This window comes from Paraburkholderia sp. Tr-20389 (assembly GCF_017104565.1).
Lineage (GTDB): Bacteria > Pseudomonadota > Gammaproteobacteria > Burkholderiales > Burkholderiaceae > Paraburkholderia.
On sequence record NZ_JAAGPD010000006.1, the window covers coordinates 93,878 to 118,216 of the forward strand.

The window sequence follows — 24,339 nt, forward strand, 5'->3', positions numbered from 1 at the left end:
GTCAAATAGGCGCGTCGAAGTCAGACGAAATTCAACGCAATGCCGCCGAGCGGGCCGTAGTCGACATGAAACGTGTCGCCCGCCCGCGCGGGGATCGGCGCAGTGAATGAGCCGCTGAGTATCACGTCGTTGGCATTCAGCGCTTCGTCATACGGCGCAATCTTGTTCGCGAGCCACGCGACGCCCGTCGCCGGATGATTCAACACAGCGGCGGCAAGACCGCTCTCTTCGACGGCGCCGTTCCTGTACAGCAGCGCGCCGACCCAGCGCAGATCGACATCCATCGGACGCACGGGACGGCCGCCCATCACGATGCCCGCGTTGGCCGCGAAATCGGAAATGGTATCGAAGACCTTGCGCGGCGCTTTCGTTTCGCGGTCGAACTGTTCGATGCGCGCATCGATGATTTCGACGGCAGGGGTCACGTACGCGGTTGCATCGAGCACATCGAAGAGCGTGACGCCCGGCCCTTTGAGCGGCTTCGCGAGAATGAACGCCAGCTCCACTTCGACTCGCGGCGCGATGAAGCGATCCGCGCGTATGTCCCGCCCGCTTTCGATAAACATGCTGTCGAGAAGCGGCGCGTAGTCCGGTTCGTCGATCTGCGACGAACGCTGCATCGCACGCGACGTCAAGCCGATCTTGCGCCCTTTAATCACATGTCCTTCGGCGAGCTTCAGCTTCACCCATTCGCGCTGGATCGCGTAGCCGTCTTCGATGGTCATCTCGGGATACGCCGCCGAAAAATGACGCAGCTGCGTGCGCGTCTTCTCCGCGTGATCCAGTTTCGCGGCGAGTTCGCGAATGGTCTTCTCGTCCAGCATGATGCTCTCCTCTCGTGCTCAGCCCTTCAGGCGCGCGTGCAGATTGTTGTGCTTCCAGGTGCCCGCTTCGCTGAATTCGTTGATTTCCAGCGACAACGCCAGCCCCTGCTTTTCGAACGCTGCCGTAAAGTGCTGCTTGATGACGTCGAACAGCGCATCGCCCGTGGCCTTCTTTACGCTGTCCGAACGGCCCGCGCCTATCTTCAGGTTCGCATGCAGAAAGGCTGCATCGGGTCTTCCGTCAGCGATGCAGTATTGTTCGCAGCGCAACGCGCGCACGCGTATGCCTCCCAGCGGATAGACCCGCTGATCGTCATCGCGTTGCGCATCGAGGCATTGCGCGAGCTTCCGGCAAAGCGCGCCGATGCTGTCTTCGTTCGCCAGATTGGCGCTGTATTCGAGCGTGAGATGCGGCACGTCAACTCTCCCTTGATCGATCAAAGCGGCAGCGGCGTGACGGGAAAAATCGCGTTGATCTGTCCCGTTCCCGAACTGCCGAAATACGGCGTGACGACTTCGACCTTGCCTTCGTAACGATCCCAGCCGAGCGCGCCGAGCAGCATCGCCGTGTCGTGCATGCCGCCCTCGCCCCAGCATTTTTCGTTGTACAGCGGCAGCATGCCGCAAAACGTCTTCCAGTCACCGTTCTCCCACAGCGACACCACGTGCCGGTCGGTCTGTTCGAGAAACGGATCCCAGACCTTGTGCATGAACTGCTCCGCCGTGCCGTTGTTCGCGAAGTGATGACTGAGCGAGCCGCTGGCGAGAATCGCGACCGTGCCGTCGTAGCGTTCCTCGATCGCCTTGCGCACCGCGAGCCCAAAGCGCGCGCTCGTCGGCAGGTCGTGCCACATGCACCAGCCCGCGATCGATACGACGTTGAAGTGCTGATCCGCATTCATGTAGCGCATCGGCACGAGCGTGCCGTATTCGAGGTCGAGCGAGGTCTCGCTATGCGCGCGGCTTTTCACGCCCATTTCATTGGCGACTTCGGCGATCAGCTTGCCCAACTGCACATTGCCCGGATACGCATATGCCATGTTGTTGATGAAATGCGGCAACTCGTTGCTCGTATAGATACCTGCGAATTTCGGTGCGCAATTGATGTGGTATTCGCTATTCACGAGCCAGTGCACGTCGAACACGACGATCGTATCGACACCCAGTTCGCGGCAGCGGCGGCCTATTTCATAGTGCCCGTCGATCGCCGCCTGACGGCAGCCCTTATGCGGCCCGTCCAGCTCCGACAGATACAGCGAAGGCACATGAGTCACTTTCGCGGCCAATGCGAGCTTACCCATCGCGACCTCCGTTCAGACGCCCCAACGCGGAATATGATGCGAACCGAGCGACACACACACGTTCTTCGGTTCGAGAAAGACCTCGTAGCTCCACGTGCCGCCTTCGCGCCCGACACCCGATGCTTTCGTGCCGCCGAACGGCTGGCGCAAATCGCGCACGTTCTGGCTGTTCACGAAGCACATACCTGCTTCGATCGCGGCCGCGACGCGATGCGCGCGTCCCGTGTTCTCGGTCCACACGTAGCTGGAAAGGCCGTATGAAATATCGTTGGCGAGGCGAATGGCTTCGGCTTCGTCGTCGAAAGGAATCAGACAGGCCACCGGCCCGAATATCTCTTCCTGCGCGATGCGCATGCGGTTATCGACATCGACGAATACGGTCGGCGTGACGAAGTTGCCCTTTTTCAACGCGTCCGGAAGCGCCGGCGCATCCAGCCCGCCGCATGCGAGCGTCGCGCCTTCTTTCGGTCCGAGTTCGATGTAGCTGCGTACTTTCGCGAGATGCGCCTGACTGATCATCGGGCCGATAATCGTGCTCTCGCTCAAAGGATCACCCACCGTCAAACGCTTCGCGCGCTCGATAAAGCGTTCCGCGAACTTCGCATAGATCGACTTCTGCACCAGAATGCGCGAGCCCGCCGTGCAGCGCTCACCGTTGTTCGAGAAGATCATGAACACTGCGGCATCGAGCGCGCGCTCGAAATCGGCGTCGTCGAAAATGACGAACGGCGACTTGCCGCCCAGTTCCATCGAGAACTTCTTCAGGCCCGCAGTCTTCACAATGCGATTGCCCGTCGCAGTCGACCCCGTGAATGAGATCGCGTGCACGTCAGGATGCGCGACGAGCGGCTCGCCCGCGTCCTTGCCGTAGCCATGCACGACATTCAGCACGCCGGCGGGAATGCCCGCTTCCAGCGCGAGATTGCCGAGCATCGAAGCCGTGAGCGGCGACAGTTCGCTCATCTTCAGCACGGCCGTATTGCCGAATGCAAGACACGGCGCAACCTTCCACGTCGCGGTCATGAACGGCACATTCCACGGCGAAATCAGCGCGCACACGCCGACGGGATGAAACAGCGTGTAGTTCAGATGCGTGTCGGTCGGATACGTATGGCCGTCGACGCGCGTGCACATCTCGGCAAAGTAGGTGAAGTTGTCGGCAGCGCGCGGCACGAGTTGCTTGCGCGTTTGCGAAATGGTCTGGCCCGTGTCGCGCGTTTCGGTATCGGAGAGCTCCGGCACGTTCTTCGCAATCAGTTCGCCGAGCTTGCGCACGAGCTTCGCGCGTTCGCTCGCGGGCTTTGCGGCCCACGCCGGGAATGCGTCTTTCGCGGCCTGCACGGCGGCGTCGATGTCCTCGGCCGTGCCGCTCGCGACTTCGGCGAGCACGTCCTGCGTCGCCGGATTCACCGTTTCGAAGTAGTCGCGTGCGGCCTTCGGTTTGCCGTTGATCAGATGTTCGATTCGCATGGCAGATCCTGAATGGTCATTGAGCGGAGCAATCAGTCGCGGTAGAAGTCCGCGTCGGAAACGATCACATTGACGAGACGGCCCAGACCGTCTATTTCGCAGACGACTTCGTCGCCGGCATTCACATTGACGACTCCTTCGGGTGTTCCCGTCAGGATGATGTCGCCGGGTGCGAGCGTCATGAAGCTGCTCAGGTATTCGATCAACGCGGGAACGTCGGTCACCAGATCGCGTGTATTGCCCTTCTGATGCAGCGTGCCGTTCACGTAGGTGCGCAATTCGAGTTGCGCGACGTCGGCGATGTCGGCGGCATCAACAAACCAGGGTCCGAGTACCGTCGCGCCGTCGCGGTTCTTCACACGCAGATTGGGCCGGTAGTAGTTCTCCAGATAATCGCGGAACGCGTAGTCGTTGGCGATCATGTAGCCGGCGACATATTGCAGGGCCTCATCGCGTGTCACTTCTTTTGCCGGCCTGCCGATCACGACGGCAAGCTCGCACTCGTAGTGCATGAACGTGACGTCCGATGGCCGCCGCGTCACGCCGCGATGCCCCATCACACCGCCCGGTCCTTTGAGAAAGACGAGCGGCTCTTCTTGCTTCGAGAATTGCAGTTCCTTTGCGTGCTCTGCGTAGTTGAGCCCGAGTGCGAAGATCGTGCCCGCCTCTATGGGTGCGAGCCATACGACTTCATCCTCGCGACACACCCTGCCATCGGCGAGACGCACGCCGCGTTCGTGCGGATACGCTTCATGGATTGCGCCTGCGTATGCAACACGGCCGCGCATCATCGTTCGCCTCCTTCTGCTTTTGCCTTCATCGAGAAACACAGCGGCGGCATCTCGCCGATTGCAATGCTGATCTCGTCGCCCGCATGCGCAATCGGCGCGCCATGCGGGACGCCCATCGTCAGCACGTCGCCGGGTGCGAGCGTCATGAACTCGGTGACATCGGCGATCAGGCGCGCGACGTTGCGAATCCACGTCGTCGTTGTCGCATTGAACGGCGCCTGACCTTCGATGCGTATCGCGATGGGCAGCGCGTCGGGATCGTCCACATGCCGGCGCGCGACGGCAGCCGGTCCCAGCACACAAAAGCCGTCGCGCGCGCGAAATCTCACCGAAGGCCGATACACGCTTTCATGAGGCACGCAGAGATCGGCGACGATCGTATAGCCGGCGACATATTCCAGCGCGTGCTCGACGCTCACACGGCACGCCGTCCGCCCGATCACGATGCCCAACGAGCCGCCCACCTGCACACCCTCGTCGTCGTTCGGCACGGTGATGCTTGCGCGATGACCGGCGAACGTATTGCGCGGCTTCACATAGAGCACGGGCGCTTTCGGCGGCGCCTTGTAAGGCGCGGCGTTGACGGCATCGCCGAGTGCGTCGAGCGCGGCGCGATCGTTCAGCAGCGTTCCGTAGACCGCGCCGGTGACGGGCGGCGTGCATGCCGCGCCGTTTGCGAGCAGCGCGCGCACGGTTCGCGCATCGCTATCGCGTGCGAGCGGCTCGGCTTCGAGATGAATCAGGTGATCGTGTAGCGCGAACATGACTTGGCGGCACCCGTCATTCACTAACATATTAGTAGTATTCGCGTCGTGCTTCGCGTGGTCAAGCGTATTGGTTCGCGACGCGGGTTTTCCCTGGCGTCACGCCTGCGCGCCCTTCTCCCGCGTAAATAGGGCGAGAAAAACTGGTATGACCAGTGTTCCACCGGGTCGACAAGCCGCTCAGAACGCGGAACAATGAGCGTCAAGTCATATATAAGACTGGACCTCGCCTGCACACCGGCGGTGCATGCTCACATGAGGCAAAGGAGTGCGTTCGCGGCTTGCGGCCGGCCTCCCGTCGAAAACCATTTCAATCGTTTCAGGAAATCGCAACATGCAGACAAAATCCGTGCTGACGGTCGCCGAGTCGACGAAAATCATTGAAGCGGCGCGTGCCGAAGCCGAACGCAACCAGTGGGCCGTCGCGATTGCCGTGGTGGACGACGGCGGCCATCTGCTGTCGCTGCTGCGCCTCGACAACTGCGCGCCGATCAGCGCGTATATCGCGACCGACAAGGCCCGCACGGCCGCGCTCGGCCGCCGCGAATCGAAGCAGTATGAAGACATGATCAACGGCGGCCGCACCGCGTTCCTGAGCGCGCCGCTGTCGGGCACGCTGGAAGGCGGCGTGCCCGTTGTGGTAAATGGTCAGGTGATCGGCGCTGTCGGCGTGTCCGGCGTCAAGGCCGATCAGGATGCCCAGGTGGCAAAGGCCGGTGCCACGGCCGTTGCCAGCCATGCAAACAGTTGAGCGCCGCCCTGACCAGCGAATAGAAACAGATTGCCCCGAATTTGCCCCTCTTGGAACAGCCCATGACTCAAATGACCCAACGCGGCGGATTGCAGGTCGCCGCGAACCTCGAACAGTTCATCGAAAAGGAAGCCCTGCCAGGAACCGGTGTCGATAGCGCCGCGTTCTGGGCAGGTTTCGATGCCATCGTGCACGAGCTCGCGCCGAAGAACCGCGCCCTGCTCGCCGAACGCGACCGCCTGCAGGTCGAACTCGACACCTGGCATCGCGCCAACCCCGGCCCCGTGCGCGACCTGCGCGCGTACCGCGGCTTCCTGGAAAGCATCGGCTATATCGTGCCGACGCCTGCCAGCGTGAAGGCCACCACCGACAACGTCGACCGCGAAATCGCCGAACAGGCGGGCCCGCAACTCGTCGTGCCGCTGTCGAACCAGCGTTACGCGCTGAATGCGGCGAACGCGCGCTGGGGCAGCCTGTATGACGCGCTGTACGGCACGGACGCCATCGACGAAACGGACGGCGCCGAGCGCACGGCGAAGTTCAACCCGGTGCGCGGCGCGCGCGTGATCGCGTTCGCGCGCAAGTTCCTCGACGACGCCGCGCCGCTCGAAAACGGTTCGCACAAGGACGCAACCGGCTATCGCGTCGAGAACGGCAAGCTGAGCGTCGCGCTGAAGAACGGCGCGACGGCGCTGCAAGATCCGGCGCAATTCATCGGCTATCAGGGCGACGCGAATGCGCCGTCGGCCGTGCTGCTCAAGCACAACGGCCTGCACTTCGAAATCCAGATCGACGCGGACGATTCGATCGGCAAGACCGACCCCGCGAACATCAAAGACGTACTCATGGAAGCGGCCGTCAGCACGATCATCGATTGCGAAGATTCCGTCGCCGCCGTCGATGCCGACGACAAGGTGCAGCTCTATCGCAACTGGCTCGGCCTGATGGTCGGCAATCTGACGGAAGAAGTGTCGAAGGGCGGCAAGACCTTCACGCGCCGCCTGAACGCGGACCGCGAATACCACGGCGCAGATGGCAAGCCCGTGAAGCTGCATGGCCGCTCGCTGCTGTTCGTCCGCAATGTCGGCCATCTGATGACGAACCCGGCCGTGCTCGACCGCGACGGCAAGGAGATTCCGGAAGGCATTCTGGATGGCGTCGTCACGACGCTGTGCGCGTTGCACGACCGCACGCACAAGCTCAATTCGCGCACCGGCTCGATCTACATCGTCAAGCCGAAGATGCACGGCCCGGCTGAAGTGGCATTCGCGAGCGAACTGTTCGCGCGCGTCGAAGATCTGCTCGGCCTTGCGCGCAACACGATCAAGATGGGCATCATGGACGAGGAGCGCCGCACGAGCGTGAACCTCGCCGCGTGTATCGGCGAAGCAGCGCCGCGCGTTGCGTTCATCAACACGGGCTTCCTCGACCGCACGGGCGACGAGATGCATAGCTCGATGGAAGCCGGCCCGATGATGCGCAAGGGCGATATGAAGTCGAGCAAGTGGATCGCCGCGTATGAGCGCAGCAACGTGCTCGTCGGTCTCGCTGCGGGCCTGCGTGGCCGCGCGCAGATCGGCAAGGGCATGTGGGCGATGCCCGATCTGATGAAGGCGATGCTCGAACAGAAGATCGGACATCCGAAGGCGGGCGCGAACACGGCATGGGTGCCCTCGCCCACGGCCGCGACGCTGCATGCGCTGCACTACCATCAGGTCGACGTGCAGGCCGTGCAGAAGGAACTCGAACGCACGGACTTGGCGAGCGTGCGCGACGAGCTGCTCGATGGCCTGCTGACGATTCCCGTCGTCGAAAAAGCGCAATGGAGCGACACCGAAATTCGCCAGGAAATCGAGAACAACGCGCAAGGCATTCTCGGCTACGTGGTGCGCTGGATCGATCAGGGCGTTGGCTGTTCGAAGGTGCCGGACATCCATAACGTCGGCCTGATGGAAGACCGCGCAACGCTGCGCATTTCGAGCCAGCACATTGCGAACTGGCTGCGTCATGGCGTGGTCAAGCAGGAACTCGTGCTGGACACGCTCAAGCTGATGGCGAAGGTCGTCGATCAGCAGAACGCGGGCGATCCGAGCTACAAGCCGATGGCACCGAACTTCGACACATCGATTGCGTTCAAGGCGGCGTGCGCGCTGGTGTTCGAAGGTTGCGCGCAGCCCAGCGGCTATACGGAACCGCTGCTGCACAAGTTCCGTCTGCAATTGAAGGCAGCCGGCAACGCCTGATGCAGGACATCTGATTGCCACACGTAGTCAAAAACGCCGGCCGGGTCGATCGAGACCCGGCCGGCGTTTTTCTTTTCGGTATCAGCGGATCAGTGGCACAGATCTTCGAGCCGCACGCCGTTCGTCTTCGGCCCGAACCCGCCAATCGAAATCATCACCACGAGCATGCAGGCCGTGATGCCGGCGAACACGCCTGCCACGCCGAACTCGCGCAGCAAATGGGCGATGATGAAACCCGACATCATTGCGCCGACGCGGCTTGCCGAATACACGATGCCATTTGCCCGGCAACGGATGCGAGTCGGAAACAGTTCGGCCTGGTACGCGTGATAGCAGACGGAAATGGTCTGCCCCGCGAGGCTGATGAGCACGCCCAGTACGATCAGCGGCACCACCGTTTTCATCTGGCCGAACATCAGCCCGAACACGACCACAGCAAACGCCGAACCCACGATCAGCCATTTGCGCTGCACCTTGTCAGCGAACAGCATTGCGAGCAATGGCCCTGTCGGCAGCGCAATCGCGATGATGAACGAATACAGCAGGCTCTTCGTCACGGTGATGCCCTGACCGATCAGCAGCGTCGGCACCCAGTTAGCGAAACCGTAATAGCCGATCGCCTGACAGAAGTTGAACACGATCAGCATGATGAGACGCGAGCGATACGGCGCCTGCCACAACTCCGCGAGCGACGCGCGGCGGTGCAACGGCTGCTCGACAGCGGGCAGCGGCGCGGGAAGCGAGCGACCGCTCTGCAGTTCGGCTATCTCTTCCATCTTCCTGACCACACGTTCGCCGTGCTCGACGTGCCCATGACTCGCGAGCCAACGCGGGCTTTCAGGAACCACGAGCCGGATGAACCACACGATCACCGCGCCCGCCGCGCCGAGCAGCACGACCCAGCGCCAGCCGTCGATGCCCATGAACGTCGTCGGCACGAGCCAGTACGAGAGAATCGCGGCAGCGGGCGCGGCAGCGAACATCACCGCCTGGTTGAACGCCATCGCGCGGCCGCGCATATGCTGCGGAACGAGTTCGGTGACGTAGCTGTCGATCGTCACGATCTCGATACCGACGCCGATGCCCGTGATGAAGCGCCACAGAATCAGCCCTTCCGGCGACGTCTGACACGCCATGATCAATGAGCCGATCGAATACCACAGCAGCGAGATGGTGAAGACCTTGCGCCGTCCGAAGCGGTCCGGCAGCCAGCCGAAACAGAACGTGCCGACGAACAGACCCGCGAACGTCGACGCGATGAATCCCGCAATGCCTTGCAAGCCGAAGAACGATTCCGTCGTGGTCTTGAGCATCCCGCTCTTCGCGAGGCCCGGCGCGATGTAGCCGGTGAAGATCAGATCGTAGACCTCGAAGAAGCCACCGAGCGAGATCAGCAGAACGAGAACCCACAGATAACGCGTGATGGGCAAGCGGTCCATTCGCGCCGACAAGGCGGCAGCGGCGCGCAAATTGGTGTGCGCTGCGCTTGATGCAAACGGCGAATCATCCGCGGTGATAGTGCGCTGCATAGGTGTCTCCTGATTGTCTCCATCGGCTTTTAATTGATTTGGATGCCTGATGGTTTGTGTTTCGATATTTTGTATCGTTCCTCGATTGATAAGGATCAGGCGGCCGCTTTTCCTGTCAGCCGCGCGAGAATCTCCTGGGTGTGCTCGCCGACTTTCGCCAGCGCCTGACGCACGCCGGGCCGGCGGCCGCCCATCGTCAGCGGGAGCAAGACGACTTCCGTGGTATCGCCGTCGTCGGTTTGCATCGGCACGAGGCCGCCGCTTTGCTTCAGATGCGGATCGTCGAACAGTTGATCGGGGCGCACGATCGGCGCGTACGGAATGCCCGCCGCTTCCAGCTTCGGCGCGAGTTCTTCAACGCGATGGTGCTTGAGGATGTCACCGAGCCGCGCCAGCAGTTCGGGGCGCACGGCGACGCGCATCGCGTTGTCCGCGAACTGCGGCTCTTGCGCGAGATCGTTCCGGTCGAGCACGTCGCACAGCGTGACGAACTGCTTGTCGCTCACGGCGCCGATGAACAACTGCTCGTCGTTCGCGAGCGAGAACACGTCGTACACGCTCCACGCGGAAACACGCGATGGCATCGGCGGCGGCGCTTCATGCGTCATCGCGTATTGCTGCATATGCTGGCCCGCGAGGAACACGCAGTTCTCGAACAGCGCACTTTGCACTTCCTGCCCGCGCCCCGTGAAATCGCGCTCACGCAGCGCGGCGAGCACGCCGATCGCGCCGAACATGCCGCCCATGATGTCGTTGACCGACGTGCCCGCGCGTAGCGGACGGCCCGCAGGCCCCGTCATATACGACAGCCCGCCCATCATCTGCACGACTTCATCGAGCGCGAGGCGCTTTTCATACGGCCCAGGCAAGAAGCCCTTGTGCGACACATAGATCAGACGCGGATACTTCTTCGACAGCGTGCCGTAGTCGAGGCCGAGCTTGTTCATCAACCCGGGCCGGAAATTTTCGAGCATCACGTCGCATTGACCGATCAGCTCTTCCGCCGCTGAGTGGCCTTCGGGTGTGTTGATATCGAGCACGACGCTCTTCTTGTTGCGATTGAACGTGCGGAAAAAACCAATGCCGAGACCCGGCAGCTTGCGTGTCTTGTCGCCGCCGGGCGGCTCGATCTTGATGACTTCGGCGCCCAGATCCGCGAGGATCATCCCGCACGTCGGGCCCATGACCATGTGTGTGAATTCGATGACGCGCACGCCTTCAAGCGGCAGTCGGTTGGAAGTGCTCATGTCGATCCTCGATCAGGCAATAGCGTCTTGATGAACGGCGTGCTTCGCAGCGCCGTCGAATGTCTTCGGCAGGCCCGCGAGCCACAGCGCGCCGTGCAATGTTTCGTTGGGCAGCCACTGCGCCACTTGCACGCGCAACGCGAGCAGTTGCTCGATATCAATGCCCGTTTCGATGCCCATGTCCGCGAGCATGAACGCGAGGTCTTCGCTCGATGCATTGCCGCTCGCACCCGGCGCATGCGGACAGCCGCCGATACCCGCAAGCGTCGCATCGAAACGCGCGACGCCTGTTTCCAACGCCGCGTACACGTTTGCGAGCGCGAGGCCGCGCGTGTCGTGAAAGTGACCGCACCAGAAGCGCTCGCCCGCGATATGACGCGCCTTCTCGAACAGATCGCGCACGGCGGCAGGGCTCGCGTAACCGACGGTATCCGCGACGCTGACCCGGTCGGCGCCGGCATCGAGCAGCGCCTGCATGCAGCGCAGCACTTCGGCCTGGTCGACGGCGCCCTGGATCGTGCAGCCGAACGCCGTGCCGATGCCGCCTTCGATCAGCGTCTTCGAGCCCGCCGTATCGCGCGCGGCACGCATGCGCGCAACTTCCGCGACCACTTCATCGGGCGTCTTGCGCAGATTCGCAAGGCTGTGCGCATGGCTCGCGGACAGCGGCACGAGCATCAGATCGGCCTGTGAATCGATCGCCCGCTCGGCGCCTTTCAGGTTCGGCACGAGCACCGACACGCGCAAATCCGGCAGTGTCTTCGCGTACGCGACGAGTTCCGCCGTATCCGCAAGCTGCGGCAACAGACGCGCGGGCACGAATGAGCCGACTTCGATTTCGCGCTGACCGGCCGCATACGCGGCGGCGATCCACTCGCGTTTCTGTTGCGTCGTAAGAATGGTCTGAATGCTTTGCAGCCCGTCGCGCAGGCCGACTTCGCGGATCACGACGTTGGTGGGGAATGGGGGCATGGAAGCTGTCTCCGTTTGCGTGCCGGTCGTTGCGAGTGCCGGCGTTGTGCTAACTTTAGACATTCCATACGATACATAAAGCGCTAATTTGGAAGCGCCAGGTTTCCAGTACGGAAACTCACACGGAGACACAACCGATGCGCGACATCGACCTGAAAACCTTGCGGCTGGTGGTGGCCGTCTGCGAGCACAAGAACATGGCGCGCGCCGCGCACGACGAGCACATCGAGCCTTCCGCCGTCAGCAAGCGCATCGCGCAACTGGAGAGCGATCTGGGCGTGCCGCTCTTCACGCGCTCGCGACGCGGCGTGCTGCCGACACCCGCAGGCGTCGCGCTGCTCGAACACGCGCGCAACGTGCTGTTCACGATGGACCGGATCGCGAGCGACGTCGCTGCGTTCGGCAGCGGTTTGCGCGGCAGCGTGAGCGTGTGCGCGTCGGCATCGGCGATCGCGGAGAGTTTGCTCGACGATGTCGCGTCGTTCATGAGCATGCCCGCGCACGAGAACATCCGCGTGCATGTCGAAGAGTGGCTGTCGCACGATCTCGTGCGACGCCTGCGCGAAGGCGCTGCATCCGTCGGCGTGTGCTGGGACAACGTGGATCTGGAAGGACTCGCGCATCGGCCGTATCGCGAGGACCGGCTCGCGCTTGCCGTGCATCCCGGCCATCCGCTTGCGAAGCGTGCCACGCTGCGCTTCACGGACACGCTCGATTACGAACACGTCGGCCTGCCGCCGACTACAGCCGTGCATATGATGTTGCAGCGCGCCGCAGCACGTGCGGGCGGCACGGTGTCGTACCGCGCGGTGGTGTCGAATTTCGATGCCGCGTTTCGCGTGGTGGCCGCGAAGCTGGGCATCAGTGTGATTCCGCAAGTGGTCGGCGATACTTACGCGCGTATTCTGGACGTACGCGTCATTCCGCTTACGGACGAATGGGCGAAGCGCAAGTTCGTGGTGTGCTTTCGCGATTTCGAATCGCTACAGCCGGCCGCGCAGCGCATGGTCGATCATCTCGTCGAGCGGGCACGGCACACGCAGGCGAAGCAATGAAGCACTAAAGCGCGTCAGCGCGCCGTGCGTGCAGCAACAGCGGGCCGCGCCGCCGACACATCGAGCCGCCGGAACACGAGCGCGGACAGCAGCGTGATCACGCCGACGCAAACGAAGCTCAGCATGAAGCCCGTCGACGACGAGCCCAGACGATCGGAAAACAGATTGACGAGCCCGCCGCCGATTGACACGCCCAGCGCAATCGCCAGCATCTGCACCATCGAAAACAGGCTGTTGCCGCTGCCCGCATCCGCGTGCGAAAGGCCCTTCAGCGTGACGCTGTTCATCGCGGCGAACTGCATCGAGTTGGCGGCGCCGAATATGGCAAGCAATACGATTTCCAGCAGCGGCGTCGACTCTTTCGACACCAGCGCGAACGCCACGATCGTCGAGCCGACGATCATCGTGTTCACGAGCAAGAACGCCGAATAGCCGAAGCGCTTGATGAGCGGCGCGATCCATTGCTTCGATACGGTGCCCGCAATCGCAGCGGGCAGCATCATCAGCCCCGAACGCAACGGCGAATAGCCGAGTTGCACCTGCATCAGCAGCGGCAACATGAACGGCACCGCGCTCGACCCGATACGGCACAGCAGATTGCCGATCAGGCCAACGCTGAAATTCGGCTCGCTGAAGAGCGTCAGCCTGAACAGCGGCCGGCTGTTCGAGCGTGCATGCGGTATGTACGCCAGCGCCGCGATCAGCCCCGCCACCGCGAGCCCCACCGACCACTCGACGCGATGCGCGTTCATCGGCGGATCGATCGCGAGCGACAACAGGATCATCGCGAGCGACAGCAGCCCGCAGCCGATGAAATCGAAGTGCGGCGGATGCGTCGCGTGGTCGTGCGGCAAGAAGCGCTGCACGGCAACGAGACCGATTGCACCGACGGGCACGTTGACGAGAAAGATCCAGTGCCATGAGATGGCCTGCGTGAGCCAGCCGCCCAACGTCGGGCCAAGAATGGGCCCTACCTGCCCAGCAATGGAAACGAAAGCGAGCGCCGACACATACTGCTCGCCCGGCACGCTGCGCAACACGGCAAGCCGCCCGATAGGCAGCAGCATCGATCCGCCGACGCCTTGCAGCACGCGCGCGATCACCAGTTGATCGAGCGTATGCGCGCCCGCACAACACAGCGAGCCGAGCACGAACACGAGAATGGCAGCCAGGTACACGCGACGCGTGCCGAAGCGGTCGGCGAACCAGCCGGAAGCGGGCGTGAGGAGCGCCATCGTCAGCGAATAGGACACGACGACGGGCTGCATCGCGAGCGGCGACGCGTGAAGGCTTTGCGCCATCGAAGGCAGCGCGGTGTTGACGATCGTCGTGTCGAGCGCCTGCATGAAGAATGCAGCGGCGACGATCCACAATAGCGCGGTGTGTGAGGAATCGCGGGTCATGATGAAGTTCGGAGAGGCGCGACGCATGCCGCTTAAAGCGGCGTCGCGATCGACGCGCCCTGATACGACGATCATGGTATCGATTTCAACGGTAATCGGGAAGCCGCCTGAAACCATTGACTGTCATCGCAAAAGCCGATGACAATGCCGCATGCTCAATCCCCTCTGGCTCAGGACGTTCGCGACCGTCACCAACTGCCGCAGCTTCACGGAAGCAGGCAAACGGCTCGGTCTGAATCAGTCGAGCGTCAGCGAACATATTCGCCGGCTCGAAGAAAGCGTCGGCAGACGGCTGTTCGTGCGCGACACACATTCGCTTGCGATGACAGCCGACGGCGAAGCGCTGCTCGTGCATGCGAACGTGATCCTGCAGGCCATGAATCGCGCGGAATCGCAGTTCCGCAAGCCGCGCCTCAAGGGGCGCGTGCGGCTCGGTACATCGGACGATATCGCGCTGGGCGCACTGCCGAACGTGCTGGCCGCATTCCGCCACGCGCATCCCGATGTCGAACTGGAAATCACCATCGGCATGACGAGCCGCCTGTATGAACTGCTCGATGCCGGTTCGATCGATCTGCTCGTCGGCAAGCGGCGGCTCGGCGAGCGGCGCGGCACGCCGTTGCTGCGCTCGCGGCTCGAATGGATTGCGCGGCCGGGCACCGTCGTCGATCTCGAACAGCCGTTGCCGCTCGTGCTCGTCGCGGAACCGAGCGTCACGCGCGCCGTCGTGCTGAATGCGCTCGCGGAAAAAGGCTTCGGCTGGGAAGTGATCTGCACGAGCAGCAGCCACGCGGGCTGCATCGCCGCCGCGCGCGGCGGCCTGGGATTGACGGCGAAATCGCAATACGTGTCGGCGCGCGGCCTGGCGCCGCCCGTGAACAGCGCGAGCTTGCCCGCGCTGCCCGACGTCGAATTCATCGCGCTCGCGGCGAAGCGGCTCAGTCATCCCGCCGGCACGCTGCTCGAGTTGCTGCAAGGCAGCGATCTGAGCGGCGAATGGATGAGCGAGTAGCGGCGTTTTTGCCCGTTCCCGTTCGTTCAGCGTCGACCTTTTGCTGCCAATGCCTCGAAGTCGATCGACGTCAGTTCACCGATTCTTTCGATCGTAATGTCGGGGTCCGGATACTTCGAGATCTCCTTGGCATCGAGCGCGTAATGCCCCTGGCGTGGAAAGATCGTCGTCAGCCGCGCGCCCCATTTCTCTTTCATCGCCGTGAGAATGCGCAGCTTGTCGTCGACCATCACGTAGTGGCGCGCGGGATAGTGCGCGATCACGTCGTCGAGCATCAGCTCCTTGTGAATGTAGATCATCACGCGCCCTTCCACTTCGTCCCACAAACCCGAGCGCGATACCTTGCGCGGCTGAAACACGACGTCGCCATCCGAAAGAATCGCCGTCTTGCCGAAGCGGCTCGCATAGCGGAGCGCGTCAAGCGCGCCCGGAAAAATGCGGTTCGCGAACGGATAGTCGATCAGATAGCACGACATCAGCAGAAGCTGCGTATCGTCCTGATGCTCGTTGCGATAGCGCTGCAACGCACCGAGATAGTCCGCGTAACCAAGCTCGGCGCGCAGGTCTTCAAAGATCTGCCAGTAGCGCGCGCTGTTCTCTTCGCCGAATTGCCGCGTCATGTGCGAGCGCAGGTCGCTCAGCACGTGGTCGTTGTCGAGCAGTGTGTTATCGACGTCGAACAGAAAGACCACGTCGTTGCCTGATGGTGTGTCCATTCACGTTACCTCGCGTCGGTCGTGTGTGTTGATGAAGCGCGGTGTTCGTTTCAGCATTCGATGCGATACGTCACCCGTCCGCGCTCAGCGCCGCAACGTGCGATGAAGTTCGCGAGGCTCGCTGATGCGCGATCTGCGCAAAGACTAGCACTGTCGTCGAACGTGCGTCGTCGATGGTGCACGTCGAAGTTGATCGGTTTGTTTCACTTTAGCGGTTGCATCGCGCGACAGACGCGCGTACGAGCGCTTTGCCTGCAGACGGGTGGGTGCGCGTCAGCGCGTGGGGAGGGGTGGTTGCGGCAGACGGTTAGTTGCAATTCATGACGCGACACTGATAGGACAAAAAAAGCGGCGCACGTGGCGCCGCCTGCTCAGCATGGAAAAGACCGAAAACCGCTCAGGGCTGTCGAGCCTGCGCCGACGCTGCGGGGCAATGCGGGTCTTTGCCCCAATGGCCATCGCACACGCGCCAGCGGCACAGTTGCTCTTCGAAGAACCCGTGCTGGCCGCATTCGTTGATACGTTCGGCGAGCGTTGCTGTCGCGCCCACCTTCTTCGAGGCAACCTGGCCATCGGCTGATTTATCGCCTTTGGCCGAAGCCGGTTTCGTGCGCGCGACAAGTGCGGCAAGCAGATCGGCATCGGAATCGTCCTTCGCTTCCTGCTTCCCGTTCTGCTTCTTCACACGCGAGGCCACAGCCGTTTTGCTTTCCTTCGCGTGCCGTTCTTCAGCAAGCTGCCGCTTGTCGTGTTTGTCGCGCACTGCTTTCGATGCCGTCTCGACCTGCTTCGCGTTCGCCGCACTCGCGGACTTCGCAACATCGTCGGCTTTCGCATTCGACACGACAGCCGCCGACGACGCTTCATCCGACGACCCCGCGCCATTCGCCAACGCACGCGAAAGACGGCTGCCATCGTCGTTCGAGGCTTGCGTGCGTTGTGCGTCCTTCGTGGCGTCGTCATCCGCGACGATCGTTGCAGGCGCCGTCGCCGATGCGGCAGGCGCGCCTGGGGTCACGCCGCTCGCGAGCTTGATACTCGATGCAACGACAGTCGACGCGCCATTCGCCGCAACCTTCTGCACGTCTGCAGCGGAAGAACGATGCTGCAACTGATAAGCGCCAACGCTGCCGGCAACGATCACCAGCGCAGCGATCGCTAACGCAAGCGCACGCGAACGTTTTGGCTTCGTGTTCGCGGAAGGATCGACGCGTCCTTCGAGATTGGCAAGAATGCGCGCCCCCCCCGCTTGCCCGTCTTTAGCCGGCCCGGACAGCAGACTTGGCGGAACTTTCGAGTTCGATTCTGGCGCACTCATTCACTGTCTCTTCAAATCTGGTTAATATCTGCGACGGTAAAGTGTAAAAGCCCCTTCTCGGGGACGCCTGATTCTAAGATCAAGCATTACAAAAAACAATTGCTGAGAATTTCCGGGGTCTTTCCTTTGATTGCCGTTGCCCTCGTCGCTTATTTCACCATTGCTGTTCTGGTTGCAGCAATCGCTCTATTGCCGGCTGTCCGTTTGACAATCTTCGGCGGCATATCCGGTTTGCATGCGCGCTTCATGCAGCGCGCATCGAATAACGCATTGAAGGCTAAAGCACAATTAACATATTCGGCAAAAATGTCTCAATCGGCATTAGCCGATATGCAAAACTTACTTGCACGCCGGCGCTTGCTGATTTTAACGACGGCAGGTATTCTTGCGGCGCCGCCATTAGTGGCTATTGCATTGCGCGGCAAACTGCTATTCCAGTTCGATGACGTTTCCAGGTCACCGGACGAAAAAATCGCCCAATTGCTCAATGGCGAACAGCTCGTGCCGCCACCGCCGCTGCCGCCCGAAGCCTTTGCCACGCAAGAGGTCGAGCAGATCAGGCCGGCGCTGAAGGACGCCAGCCGCGACTGGAACCTGCTTGATGCGGATTTCCGAACGCGTCTATTGCTCGTTTATAAAATCATGCGCGAGCAATACGGCTACGAGATGGCTTTACTGGAAGGTTACCGTAGCCCTGAACGGCAAAACCGCCTTGCGCAAATGGGTAGCAACGTCACAAATGCCGCAGCATTCCAAAGCTATCATCAATACGGCCTCGCTGCCGACAATGCCTTTTTGCGCGACGGCAAGATCGTCATTTCCGAAAAAGACCCTTGGGCCATGCGCGGCTATCAGTTATATGGACAAGTCGCCGAACAAGTGGGCCTGACATGGGGCGGACGATGGAAAATGATGGATCTCGGACACGTCGAATACCACAAGCCCGGATTCGTGCTCGGCCACAATCGATAAATGTTAAATCGCACTTTTGGGCCCACGATGAATCGCGCGAATTGCGTGCATTCGATTTTTATCCGTGACGCATTGAAACGGCCGGTCAATTGACCGTTAAAGGCTGATTGCGTCGTATTAGACGTTCTTTCACACGCTATTCCTATCATCAAGACCTGACAGGCCTATGCAACGCTTCCTCAACGGGTTGACCTCCAGACGCACGCTGACGGTAGTCGGCGTGCTTGCGCTCGCGGCCGTGCTGTTCGTCGCCGCCGACTTTTTCCAGATCGATCCCGTCTGGCCGGCCATTGCAGTCGGCGCGTCGATCGCGTTACTGATCGTCGTCTGGATCGTCAGACGCATCCGTATTCGCCGCGCGAACAGCAAGCTCGGTGAAATGCTCGAACAGCAGGCGCAGGTCGGCAACGACGTGCCGGCCGCCGCGTCCGCGCCCGCAGCGCCGACGCGTCAGGCGGATCTCGATGTGCTGCGCACGCGCCTCGTCGACGCCGTGAAGACTATCAAGACATCGAAGATCGGCCAGACGTCGGGGGGCTCCGCGCTCTACGAACTGCCGTGGTACATCGTGATCGGCAACCCGGCGGCGGGCAAGAGCAGCGCCGTGCTCAACTCGGGCCTGCAATTTCCGTTCGCCGACAAGAACGATGCCGTCGTGCACGGCATCGGCGGTACGCGCAACTGCGACTGGTTCTTTACGACGGAAGGCATTCTGCTCGACACGGCAGGCCGCTATTCGGTGCATGAAGAAGACCGCACTGAATGGCTCGGTTTTCTCGGCCTGCTCAAACGTTTCCGTCCGAAAGCGCCCATCAACGGCATCATCGTTACGGCGAGCATCGCCGAACTGACGGGCAGCAAACCGGAGTTCGCGATCAACCTCGCGAAGAATCTGCGCCAGCGCGTGCAGGAATTGACCGAAAAGCTCGAAGTGTTCGCGCCCGTGTACGTGATGTTCACGAAGGCCGATCTGATCACCGGCTTTACCGAATTCTTCAGCGGCAACGAGCGTCACGAGTACGACCGCGTGTGGGGCGCCACGCTGCCCTATCAGCCCGACGAGAAGCGCGACGTAGTCGCGCTGTTCGACCAGCATTTCGAAGAACTCTACGAAGGCCTAAAGGAAATCAGCGTCGCGCAACTGTCCATCAGCCGCGGCAACAAGCTCTCGCCCGGCCAGTTGAGCTTCCCGCTGGAGTTCTCGACCATTAAACCTTCTTTGCGCGCGTTCATCGCTACGCTGTTCGAGAACAACCCCTTCCAGTACAAACCGATCTTCCGCGGCTTCTATTTCACGAGCGCATTGCAGGAAGGCGAGACGAACAGCGCCGCCGCACAACGCATCGCGAATCGCTTCGGCCTCAGTTCGAACGCACTGCCCAAGCCGCAAAGCGCGTACTCGAAGAACGGCTTCTTCCTGCGCGACCTGTTTTCCAAGGTCATTTTCGCGGACCGTCAAACGGTGCGGCAATTCGCGAGTCCCGCCAAGGCGCGACTGCGTTACGCGACGTTCTTCGGCTTCGTCGCGATTCTCGCGCTCGCGCTGGGCGGCTGGACATGGTCGACGATCGGCAACCAGCAACTCGCCGCCAACGTGCAAGCCGACCTCGACAACGTGGTTCGCATGCAGCAGGGCCGCAACGATCTGCAATCGCGCCTGCAAGCAATGGACGTGCTCGAAGACCGCATCGAGCAGCTCGAACAGTTCCGCCGCGAGCGTCCGCTGTCGGTGTCGTTGGGCTTGTATCAGGGCGACCGTCTCGAACAGCGTCTATTGACCGAGTACTACAACGGCATCAGGCAGATCATGCTGACGCCCGTTTCGCAAAGCCTCGCGTCATTCCTCAAGGAGGTCGACGCCCATCCCGACCAGCTCGCGCCGATGACGCACACGCCCGACTCCGGCGCGATCCCCGTGTCCGCGCATACGGCGATGACGTCCGCGACCCAGGGCGGCCTCTATAGCGATGCATCGCCGAGCAACGTCGAGGACGCATACAACGCACTGAAGACCTACCTGATGCTGTCCGACAAGCGCCATGTCGAAACCGCGCATCTGACGGATCAGGTCGCGCGCTTCTGGCGCGGCTGGCTCGAACAGAATCGCAGCAACATGCCGCGCGACGAGATGATCAAGAGCGCAGAGCGCATGATCACGTTCTACCTGTCGCGCGTCAGCGACGACGACTGGCCGATGATCGACGCGAATCTTTCGCTCGTCGACCAGACGCGCGACAACCTGCGCCGCGTCGTACGCGGCATGCCGGCGCGTCAACGCGTGTATGAAGAGATCAAGGCGCGCGCGTCGACGCGCTTTGCGCCGATGACGATTGCACGCATCGTCGGCGAGAACAACGCGGGTGTGATCGCGGGCAGCTACGCAATCCCCGGCACCTTTACGCGCGACGCGTGGTTCCAGTACGTGCAGCCGGCCATTCGCGACGCCGCCACGAAGGAACTGCAGGCGAAGGACTGGGTGCTCAACACGTCCGCACGCGACGACCTCACGCTCGAAGGCAGCCCGGAGCAGATCCAGAAGGCGCTCGTCGGCATGTACAAGACCGAGTATGCGCAGCACTGGCAGAAGTTCATGCAGGGCATCGCGGTGCAGAGCTTCGGCAACTTCAATCAGGCCGTCGACGCGATGAACCGTCTCGGCGATCCGCAAGACTCGCCGATTCGCAAGGTCCTCGAAACCGCGTACGAGCAGACATCGTGGGACAACCCGTCGCTCGCAAACGTCGCGTTGAAGAGCGCGCAAGGCGGCGTCGTGAACTGGGTCAAGCAGTGGTTCTCGCGCACGCCCGCTGCGCCGATGAACGCGAACATCGACATCAACGGCAAGCCCGTCGATCTGCCGATGGGACCGGTCGGCGCGGACTTCGCGGGCCTTGCGCGCATCGTCGTGAAGAATGGCGACGTGTCGCTGCTGCGCGGTTATATGGACTCGTTGTCGAAGGTGCGCACGCGCTTCAACGTGTTGAAGAACCAGGGCGATCCGGGTCCGGGCGCGCGCCAGCTGATGCAACAGACGCTCGACGGCAACGGCTCCGAACTCTCCGACTCGCTCAAGTACGTCGACGAACAGATGTTGACTGGCCTCACCGACGCGCAGCGCAAAGCCCTGCGTCCTCTGCTCGTGCGTCCGCTGATGCAGGCATACGCCGTCGTGATCCAGCCCGCCAGCGCCGAGTTGAACAAGGTGTGGAACGCACAGGTGTATCAGCCCTTCCAGGCGTCGCTGGCAAGCAAGTACCCGTTTGCAGGCGACGCGAAGGTGGAAGCGGGTGCGAGCGAGATCGCGCAGATCTTCGGGCCGGACGGCGCCGTCGCGAAGTTCGTCGGCACCACGCTTGGACCGCTCGCCGTGCGTCGCGGCGACACACTCACCGCACGCACGTGGGGCGACATGGGTGTCGCACTGACGCCCGACTTCACGAACGGCTTCTCGCGCTGGGTCGCACCGCTTGCAGGCGGAGCCGCGGGCGGTGCACAGGCGTCGTCCGAACCGCAGACCGTGTTCCAGATCCTGCCGCAGCCGAGCAGCGGCACGACCGAGTACACGATTGCGATCGACGGCCAGCAACTGCGCTATCGCAACACGCCGCCGCAATGGACGAACTTCGTGTGGCCGAATCCGTCGGGCTCGCCCGGCGCGACGCTGTCGGCGACGACCTTCGACGGCCGCACGATTCAGCTCGTCAACGAACCGGGCCGCTACGGTCTCGAGAAACTCATCAACTCGGCGCAGCGCAAGCGCCGTCCGGATGGCACGTTCGATCTCGAATGGACACAAGGCAGCGTGAGCGTCGCGGTGAGCATGCGCATCATCAGCACGTCGCAGGCGACAGCGAGCGGCGATGCGCCTCAACAACAATCCCTGCGCGGCCTGAAGCTGCCGTCGTCGATCGCGGATGTCGGCGCGCCCGCGGGCACGGCAGTGGGCACGACCGCTGCGGCATCGACGCCCGCAGTCACGCCGGCCACGGTGACGACGGCCGTCGCCGCCACCAATAACGGGAGCGCGCAATGAGCCAGACCGTGCAGGCGCAAATCGCCTACTTCGGCAAGATTCCGTCGCGCGGCGACTTCGTGAAAAGCGCGCACAATCCGCAACTGCTGCAAACGCTCGACCGCTGGATCGCGCAGGCAATGGAACTGCTCGCTGAAGATCCGCGCTGGAAAATCGTGTACGAGAGCGCGAAGCCGATGCATTTCGCGTTTCTCGGCTCGCGCAGCAAGCTCGCAATCGCGGGACACATGGTCGTGAGCCAGGACCAGTCGGCTCGGCGCTTTCCGTTTCTCGCCGCCACCGCGCTCGAAGTGGACCGCCCGCTTGCGTTCTTCGCGCGCAGTCCGCTCGCCTTTGCGCGCCTGTGGTCACGCGTGTCGGCGCAGATGAAGCCGCTTCTCGATGCAACGGAACCGGCCGGCGCGCTGCAAGCGCTCGGCGAAACTCAGGTGCCCATCGAAATTGCCGGGCCCGGCAATCCGCACGACGGCACGTTCAACGATTTCGTCGAGCATCAAACACTGTCGGGGCTCGAACAGATGCTGCTCGCGAGCGGGCACCCCGTGCGGCTGCGCGGCGCGATGCTCGCGCTCGGCTCGTTGCTGCGCCCCGTGATGACGAGCGGAACATCGCACCTCGAACGCGGTCTCACGTTGCCGTTGCCGAATGATCCGTTCTATCGCTCGCTCGTCGCGGCCTTCTGGCTCGAACTGATCGCGCCCTTCGTCGCGCATGCCGATTTCGAACTGGCCATTTTCATCGGCACGATCGCACAGCGCGAACGCCTCGTGATCGGCTTCAACGGTGCATCAGCGAAAACGCTGCACAGTGTCGTCGATCCGCAAGCGTACGCGCAGCACAACATCGACATCGACGATCCCGAATGGATCGACGACCACGCACACAACGATCATGGCATCAGCAAGCTCGTCAGTTATCTCGATCAACCGCAATTGTCGCTACGCGTCAGCATCGACACGTTCCGCGAAGCGTTTGCAGGAGCGTAAGACCATGACGACGCAAATGAAGCGCACTCTGCTCGCGGCCACCTTGATCGCCGCGACCGCGAGCGGCAACGCACTCGCCGATAATGCCGGCCCCGCGAACGTCACGCCCGTCGACAACAGCGGCAGCAAGATCCATACGACCGTTTTGCCCTCGCCCGCTTCCAGCACCTCGGCGCCGGCTGCAACGGGCGCCGTCACCTCGGCACCGCCTGCCGCCAACACGACGCCGGGCCAGGTGGTCGTGGGTGGCAAGCTACCCGACGAAGCAACCAAGGCCGCCGTGCTCGCGCGTTTGCGCGACACGTATGGCGCCGCGAATGTCGTCGATCAGATCGAGATCGGCGACGTCGCGACGCCGCCCAACTGGAGTGCGAACGTGCAGAAGCTGATCGGGCCGGAGTTGAAGCAGATCAGCAAGGGACAGTTGAAGATCGACGGCACGTCGATTGAAGTGAAGGGCGAAGTGCGCAACGAAGCGCAGCGCCAGCAGCTTGCCAGCGACATGGCCAATGCGTTGAACCCGACTTATACGATCAGGAACGCCTTGCGCGTGAGCGCGTCCGAACAGGGTCTGCTCGATCAGACGCTTGCGAATCGCACGATCGAATTCGAAACGGGCAGCGCGACCTTGACGCCGCAAGGCCGCGCCATTCTCGATCAGATGGCGTCGGTGCTCACGAAAATGACGACGAAGCAGGTCGCCATCATCGGACACACGGATACGTCGGGTAATCGCACGACCAATATCGCGTTGAGCCAGGCGCGCGCGGATGCGGTGAAGGGTTATCTCGTCGCGAAGGGCATTTCGCCTCAACAGCTTTCGACGCTTGGTGTCGGGCCCGATCAGCCGATCGCATCGAACGATACCGCAGATGGCCGCGCGCGCAACCGGCGCATCGAATTCCGCGCGGGCTCCTGATGCAATGCGCGCTGCCCTGGCGCAGCGCGCCGT

The 24,339-nt window shown here is 62.3% G+C and carries 20 protein-coding genes; 8 read left to right on the plus strand and 12 right to left on the minus strand.

The genetic code is table 11. The features are described from left to right. Positions 1-20: 20 nt before the first annotated feature. From hpaH to G3N95_RS09445, 6 genes are read right to left on the minus strand one after another with little or no spacing between them, the layout of a single operon-like run. A complete protein-coding gene (hpaH, locus tag G3N95_RS09420; RefSeq protein WP_205969724.1) occupies positions 21-824 on the minus strand; it encodes a 2-oxo-hept-4-ene-1,7-dioate hydratase in 804 nt (267 codons plus the stop codon). Positions 825-842: 18 nt separating this feature from the next. Continuing rightward, complete coding sequence (locus G3N95_RS09425) at positions 843-1,241, minus strand: 5-carboxymethyl-2-hydroxymuconate Delta-isomerase (protein ID WP_205969725.1); 399 nt, start codon at positions 1,239-1,241, stop codon at positions 843-845. Positions 1,242-1,261: 20 nt separating this feature from the next. After that, the gene (gene hpaD / locus G3N95_RS09430; protein ID WP_205969726.1) at positions 1,262-2,125 is read right to left on the minus strand and encodes a 3,4-dihydroxyphenylacetate 2,3-dioxygenase; all 864 of its coding nucleotides are present in this window, start codon (positions 2,123-2,125) and stop codon (positions 1,262-1,264) included. 12 nt (positions 2,126-2,137) lie between these two features. Beyond that, positions 2,138-3,595, minus strand: a complete 1,458-nt coding sequence (hpaE, locus tag G3N95_RS09435; protein ID WP_205969727.1) for a 5-carboxymethyl-2-hydroxymuconate semialdehyde dehydrogenase — start codon at positions 3,593-3,595, stop codon at positions 2,138-2,140. 32 nt (positions 3,596-3,627) lie between these two features. Further along, the gene (locus tag G3N95_RS09440; RefSeq protein ID WP_205969728.1) at positions 3,628-4,386 is read right to left on the minus strand and encodes a fumarylacetoacetate hydrolase family protein; all 759 of its coding nucleotides are present in this window, start codon (positions 4,384-4,386) and stop codon (positions 3,628-3,630) included. Then, complete coding sequence (locus tag G3N95_RS09445; RefSeq protein WP_205969729.1) at positions 4,383-5,150, minus strand: fumarylacetoacetate hydrolase family protein; 768 nt, start codon at positions 5,148-5,150, stop codon at positions 4,383-4,385. The genes G3N95_RS09440 and G3N95_RS09445 overlap by 4 nt, the downstream gene beginning before the upstream one ends. A gap of 334 nt (positions 5,151-5,484) precedes the next feature. Between G3N95_RS09445 and G3N95_RS09450 the strand changes: the two genes are divergently transcribed. Next, positions 5,485-5,901, plus strand: coding sequence for a heme-binding protein (locus tag G3N95_RS09450; RefSeq protein ID WP_205969730.1), 417 nt, complete (start codon positions 5,485-5,487; stop codon positions 5,899-5,901). A 62-nt stretch (positions 5,902-5,963) separates the two neighbouring features. Further along, entirely contained in the window at positions 5,964-8,144 is a 2,181-nt protein-coding gene (locus G3N95_RS09455) for a malate synthase G (protein ID WP_205969731.1), read from the plus strand. Positions 8,145-8,233: 89 nt separating this feature from the next. Here the strand turns inward: G3N95_RS09455 and G3N95_RS09460 are convergent, their stop codons facing one another. The 3 genes from G3N95_RS09460 to G3N95_RS09470 form a co-directional block, all read right to left on the minus strand. Beyond that, positions 8,234-9,673: an MFS transporter gene (locus tag G3N95_RS09460; protein WP_205969732.1), complete on the minus strand. Its 1,440-nt coding sequence runs from the start codon at positions 9,671-9,673 to the stop codon at positions 8,234-8,236. Between the two features lie 95 nt (positions 9,674-9,768). Continuing rightward, positions 9,769-10,920, minus strand: coding sequence for a CaiB/BaiF CoA-transferase family protein (locus G3N95_RS09465; protein WP_205969733.1), 1,152 nt, complete (start codon positions 10,918-10,920; stop codon positions 9,769-9,771). 12 nt (positions 10,921-10,932) lie between these two features. Continuing rightward, entirely contained in the window at positions 10,933-11,892 is a 960-nt protein-coding gene (locus G3N95_RS09470; RefSeq protein WP_205969734.1) for a hydroxymethylglutaryl-CoA lyase, read from the minus strand. Between the two features lie 137 nt (positions 11,893-12,029). Between G3N95_RS09470 and G3N95_RS09475 the strand changes: the two genes are divergently transcribed. Further along, entirely contained in the window at positions 12,030-12,947 is a 918-nt protein-coding gene (locus G3N95_RS09475; RefSeq protein WP_205969735.1) for a LysR substrate-binding domain-containing protein, read from the plus strand. A gap of 14 nt (positions 12,948-12,961) precedes the next feature. Here the strand turns inward: G3N95_RS09475 and mdtD are convergent, their stop codons facing one another. Next, positions 12,962-14,377 (minus strand): multidrug transporter subunit MdtD, encoded by a 1,416-nt coding sequence (gene mdtD / locus G3N95_RS09480; RefSeq protein ID WP_205969874.1) that lies wholly within the window; start codon positions 14,375-14,377, stop codon positions 12,962-12,964. Positions 14,378-14,501: 124 nt separating this feature from the next. Between mdtD and G3N95_RS09485 the strand changes: the two genes are divergently transcribed. Next, entirely contained in the window at positions 14,502-15,362 is an 861-nt protein-coding gene (locus G3N95_RS09485) for a LysR family transcriptional regulator (protein WP_205969736.1), read from the plus strand. 26 nt (positions 15,363-15,388) lie between these two features. Here the strand turns inward: G3N95_RS09485 and G3N95_RS09490 are convergent, their stop codons facing one another. Both G3N95_RS09490 and G3N95_RS09495 read right to left on the minus strand, forming a co-directional pair. Next, positions 15,389-16,078: an HAD family hydrolase gene (locus tag G3N95_RS09490; RefSeq protein ID WP_205969737.1), complete on the minus strand. Its 690-nt coding sequence runs from the start codon at positions 16,076-16,078 to the stop codon at positions 15,389-15,391. Between the two features lie 397 nt (positions 16,079-16,475). Then, a complete protein-coding gene (locus G3N95_RS09495) occupies positions 16,476-17,396 on the minus strand; it encodes a hypothetical protein (protein ID WP_205969738.1) in 921 nt (306 codons plus the stop codon). Positions 17,397-17,522: 126 nt separating this feature from the next. Between G3N95_RS09495 and G3N95_RS09500 the strand changes: the two genes are divergently transcribed. The 4 genes from G3N95_RS09500 to G3N95_RS09515 all read left to right on the plus strand — a co-directional run bounded on the left by G3N95_RS09500 (position 17,523) and on the right by G3N95_RS09515 (position 24,306). Further along, positions 17,523-18,368: a M15 family metallopeptidase gene (locus G3N95_RS09500; protein ID WP_205969875.1), complete on the plus strand. Its 846-nt coding sequence runs from the start codon at positions 17,523-17,525 to the stop codon at positions 18,366-18,368. A gap of 166 nt (positions 18,369-18,534) precedes the next feature. After that, a complete protein-coding gene (gene tssM, locus G3N95_RS09505; RefSeq protein ID WP_205969739.1) occupies positions 18,535-22,401 on the plus strand; it encodes a type VI secretion system membrane subunit TssM in 3,867 nt (1,288 codons plus the stop codon). Continuing rightward, positions 22,398-23,387 carry a type VI secretion system-associated protein TagF gene (gene tagF, locus G3N95_RS09510; protein WP_205969740.1) on the plus strand — a complete coding sequence of 330 codons (990 nt, stop codon included), beginning with the start codon at positions 22,398-22,400 and terminating at the stop codon, positions 23,385-23,387. Before tssM ends, tagF begins: the two co-directional genes overlap by 4 nt. Before the next feature lie 16 nt (positions 23,388-23,403). Further along, on the plus strand, positions 23,404-24,306 hold the full coding sequence (locus G3N95_RS09515) for an OmpA family protein (RefSeq protein ID WP_205969876.1): 903 nt from the start codon (positions 23,404-23,406) through the stop codon (positions 24,304-24,306). Positions 24,307-24,339 lie beyond the last annotated feature (33 nt).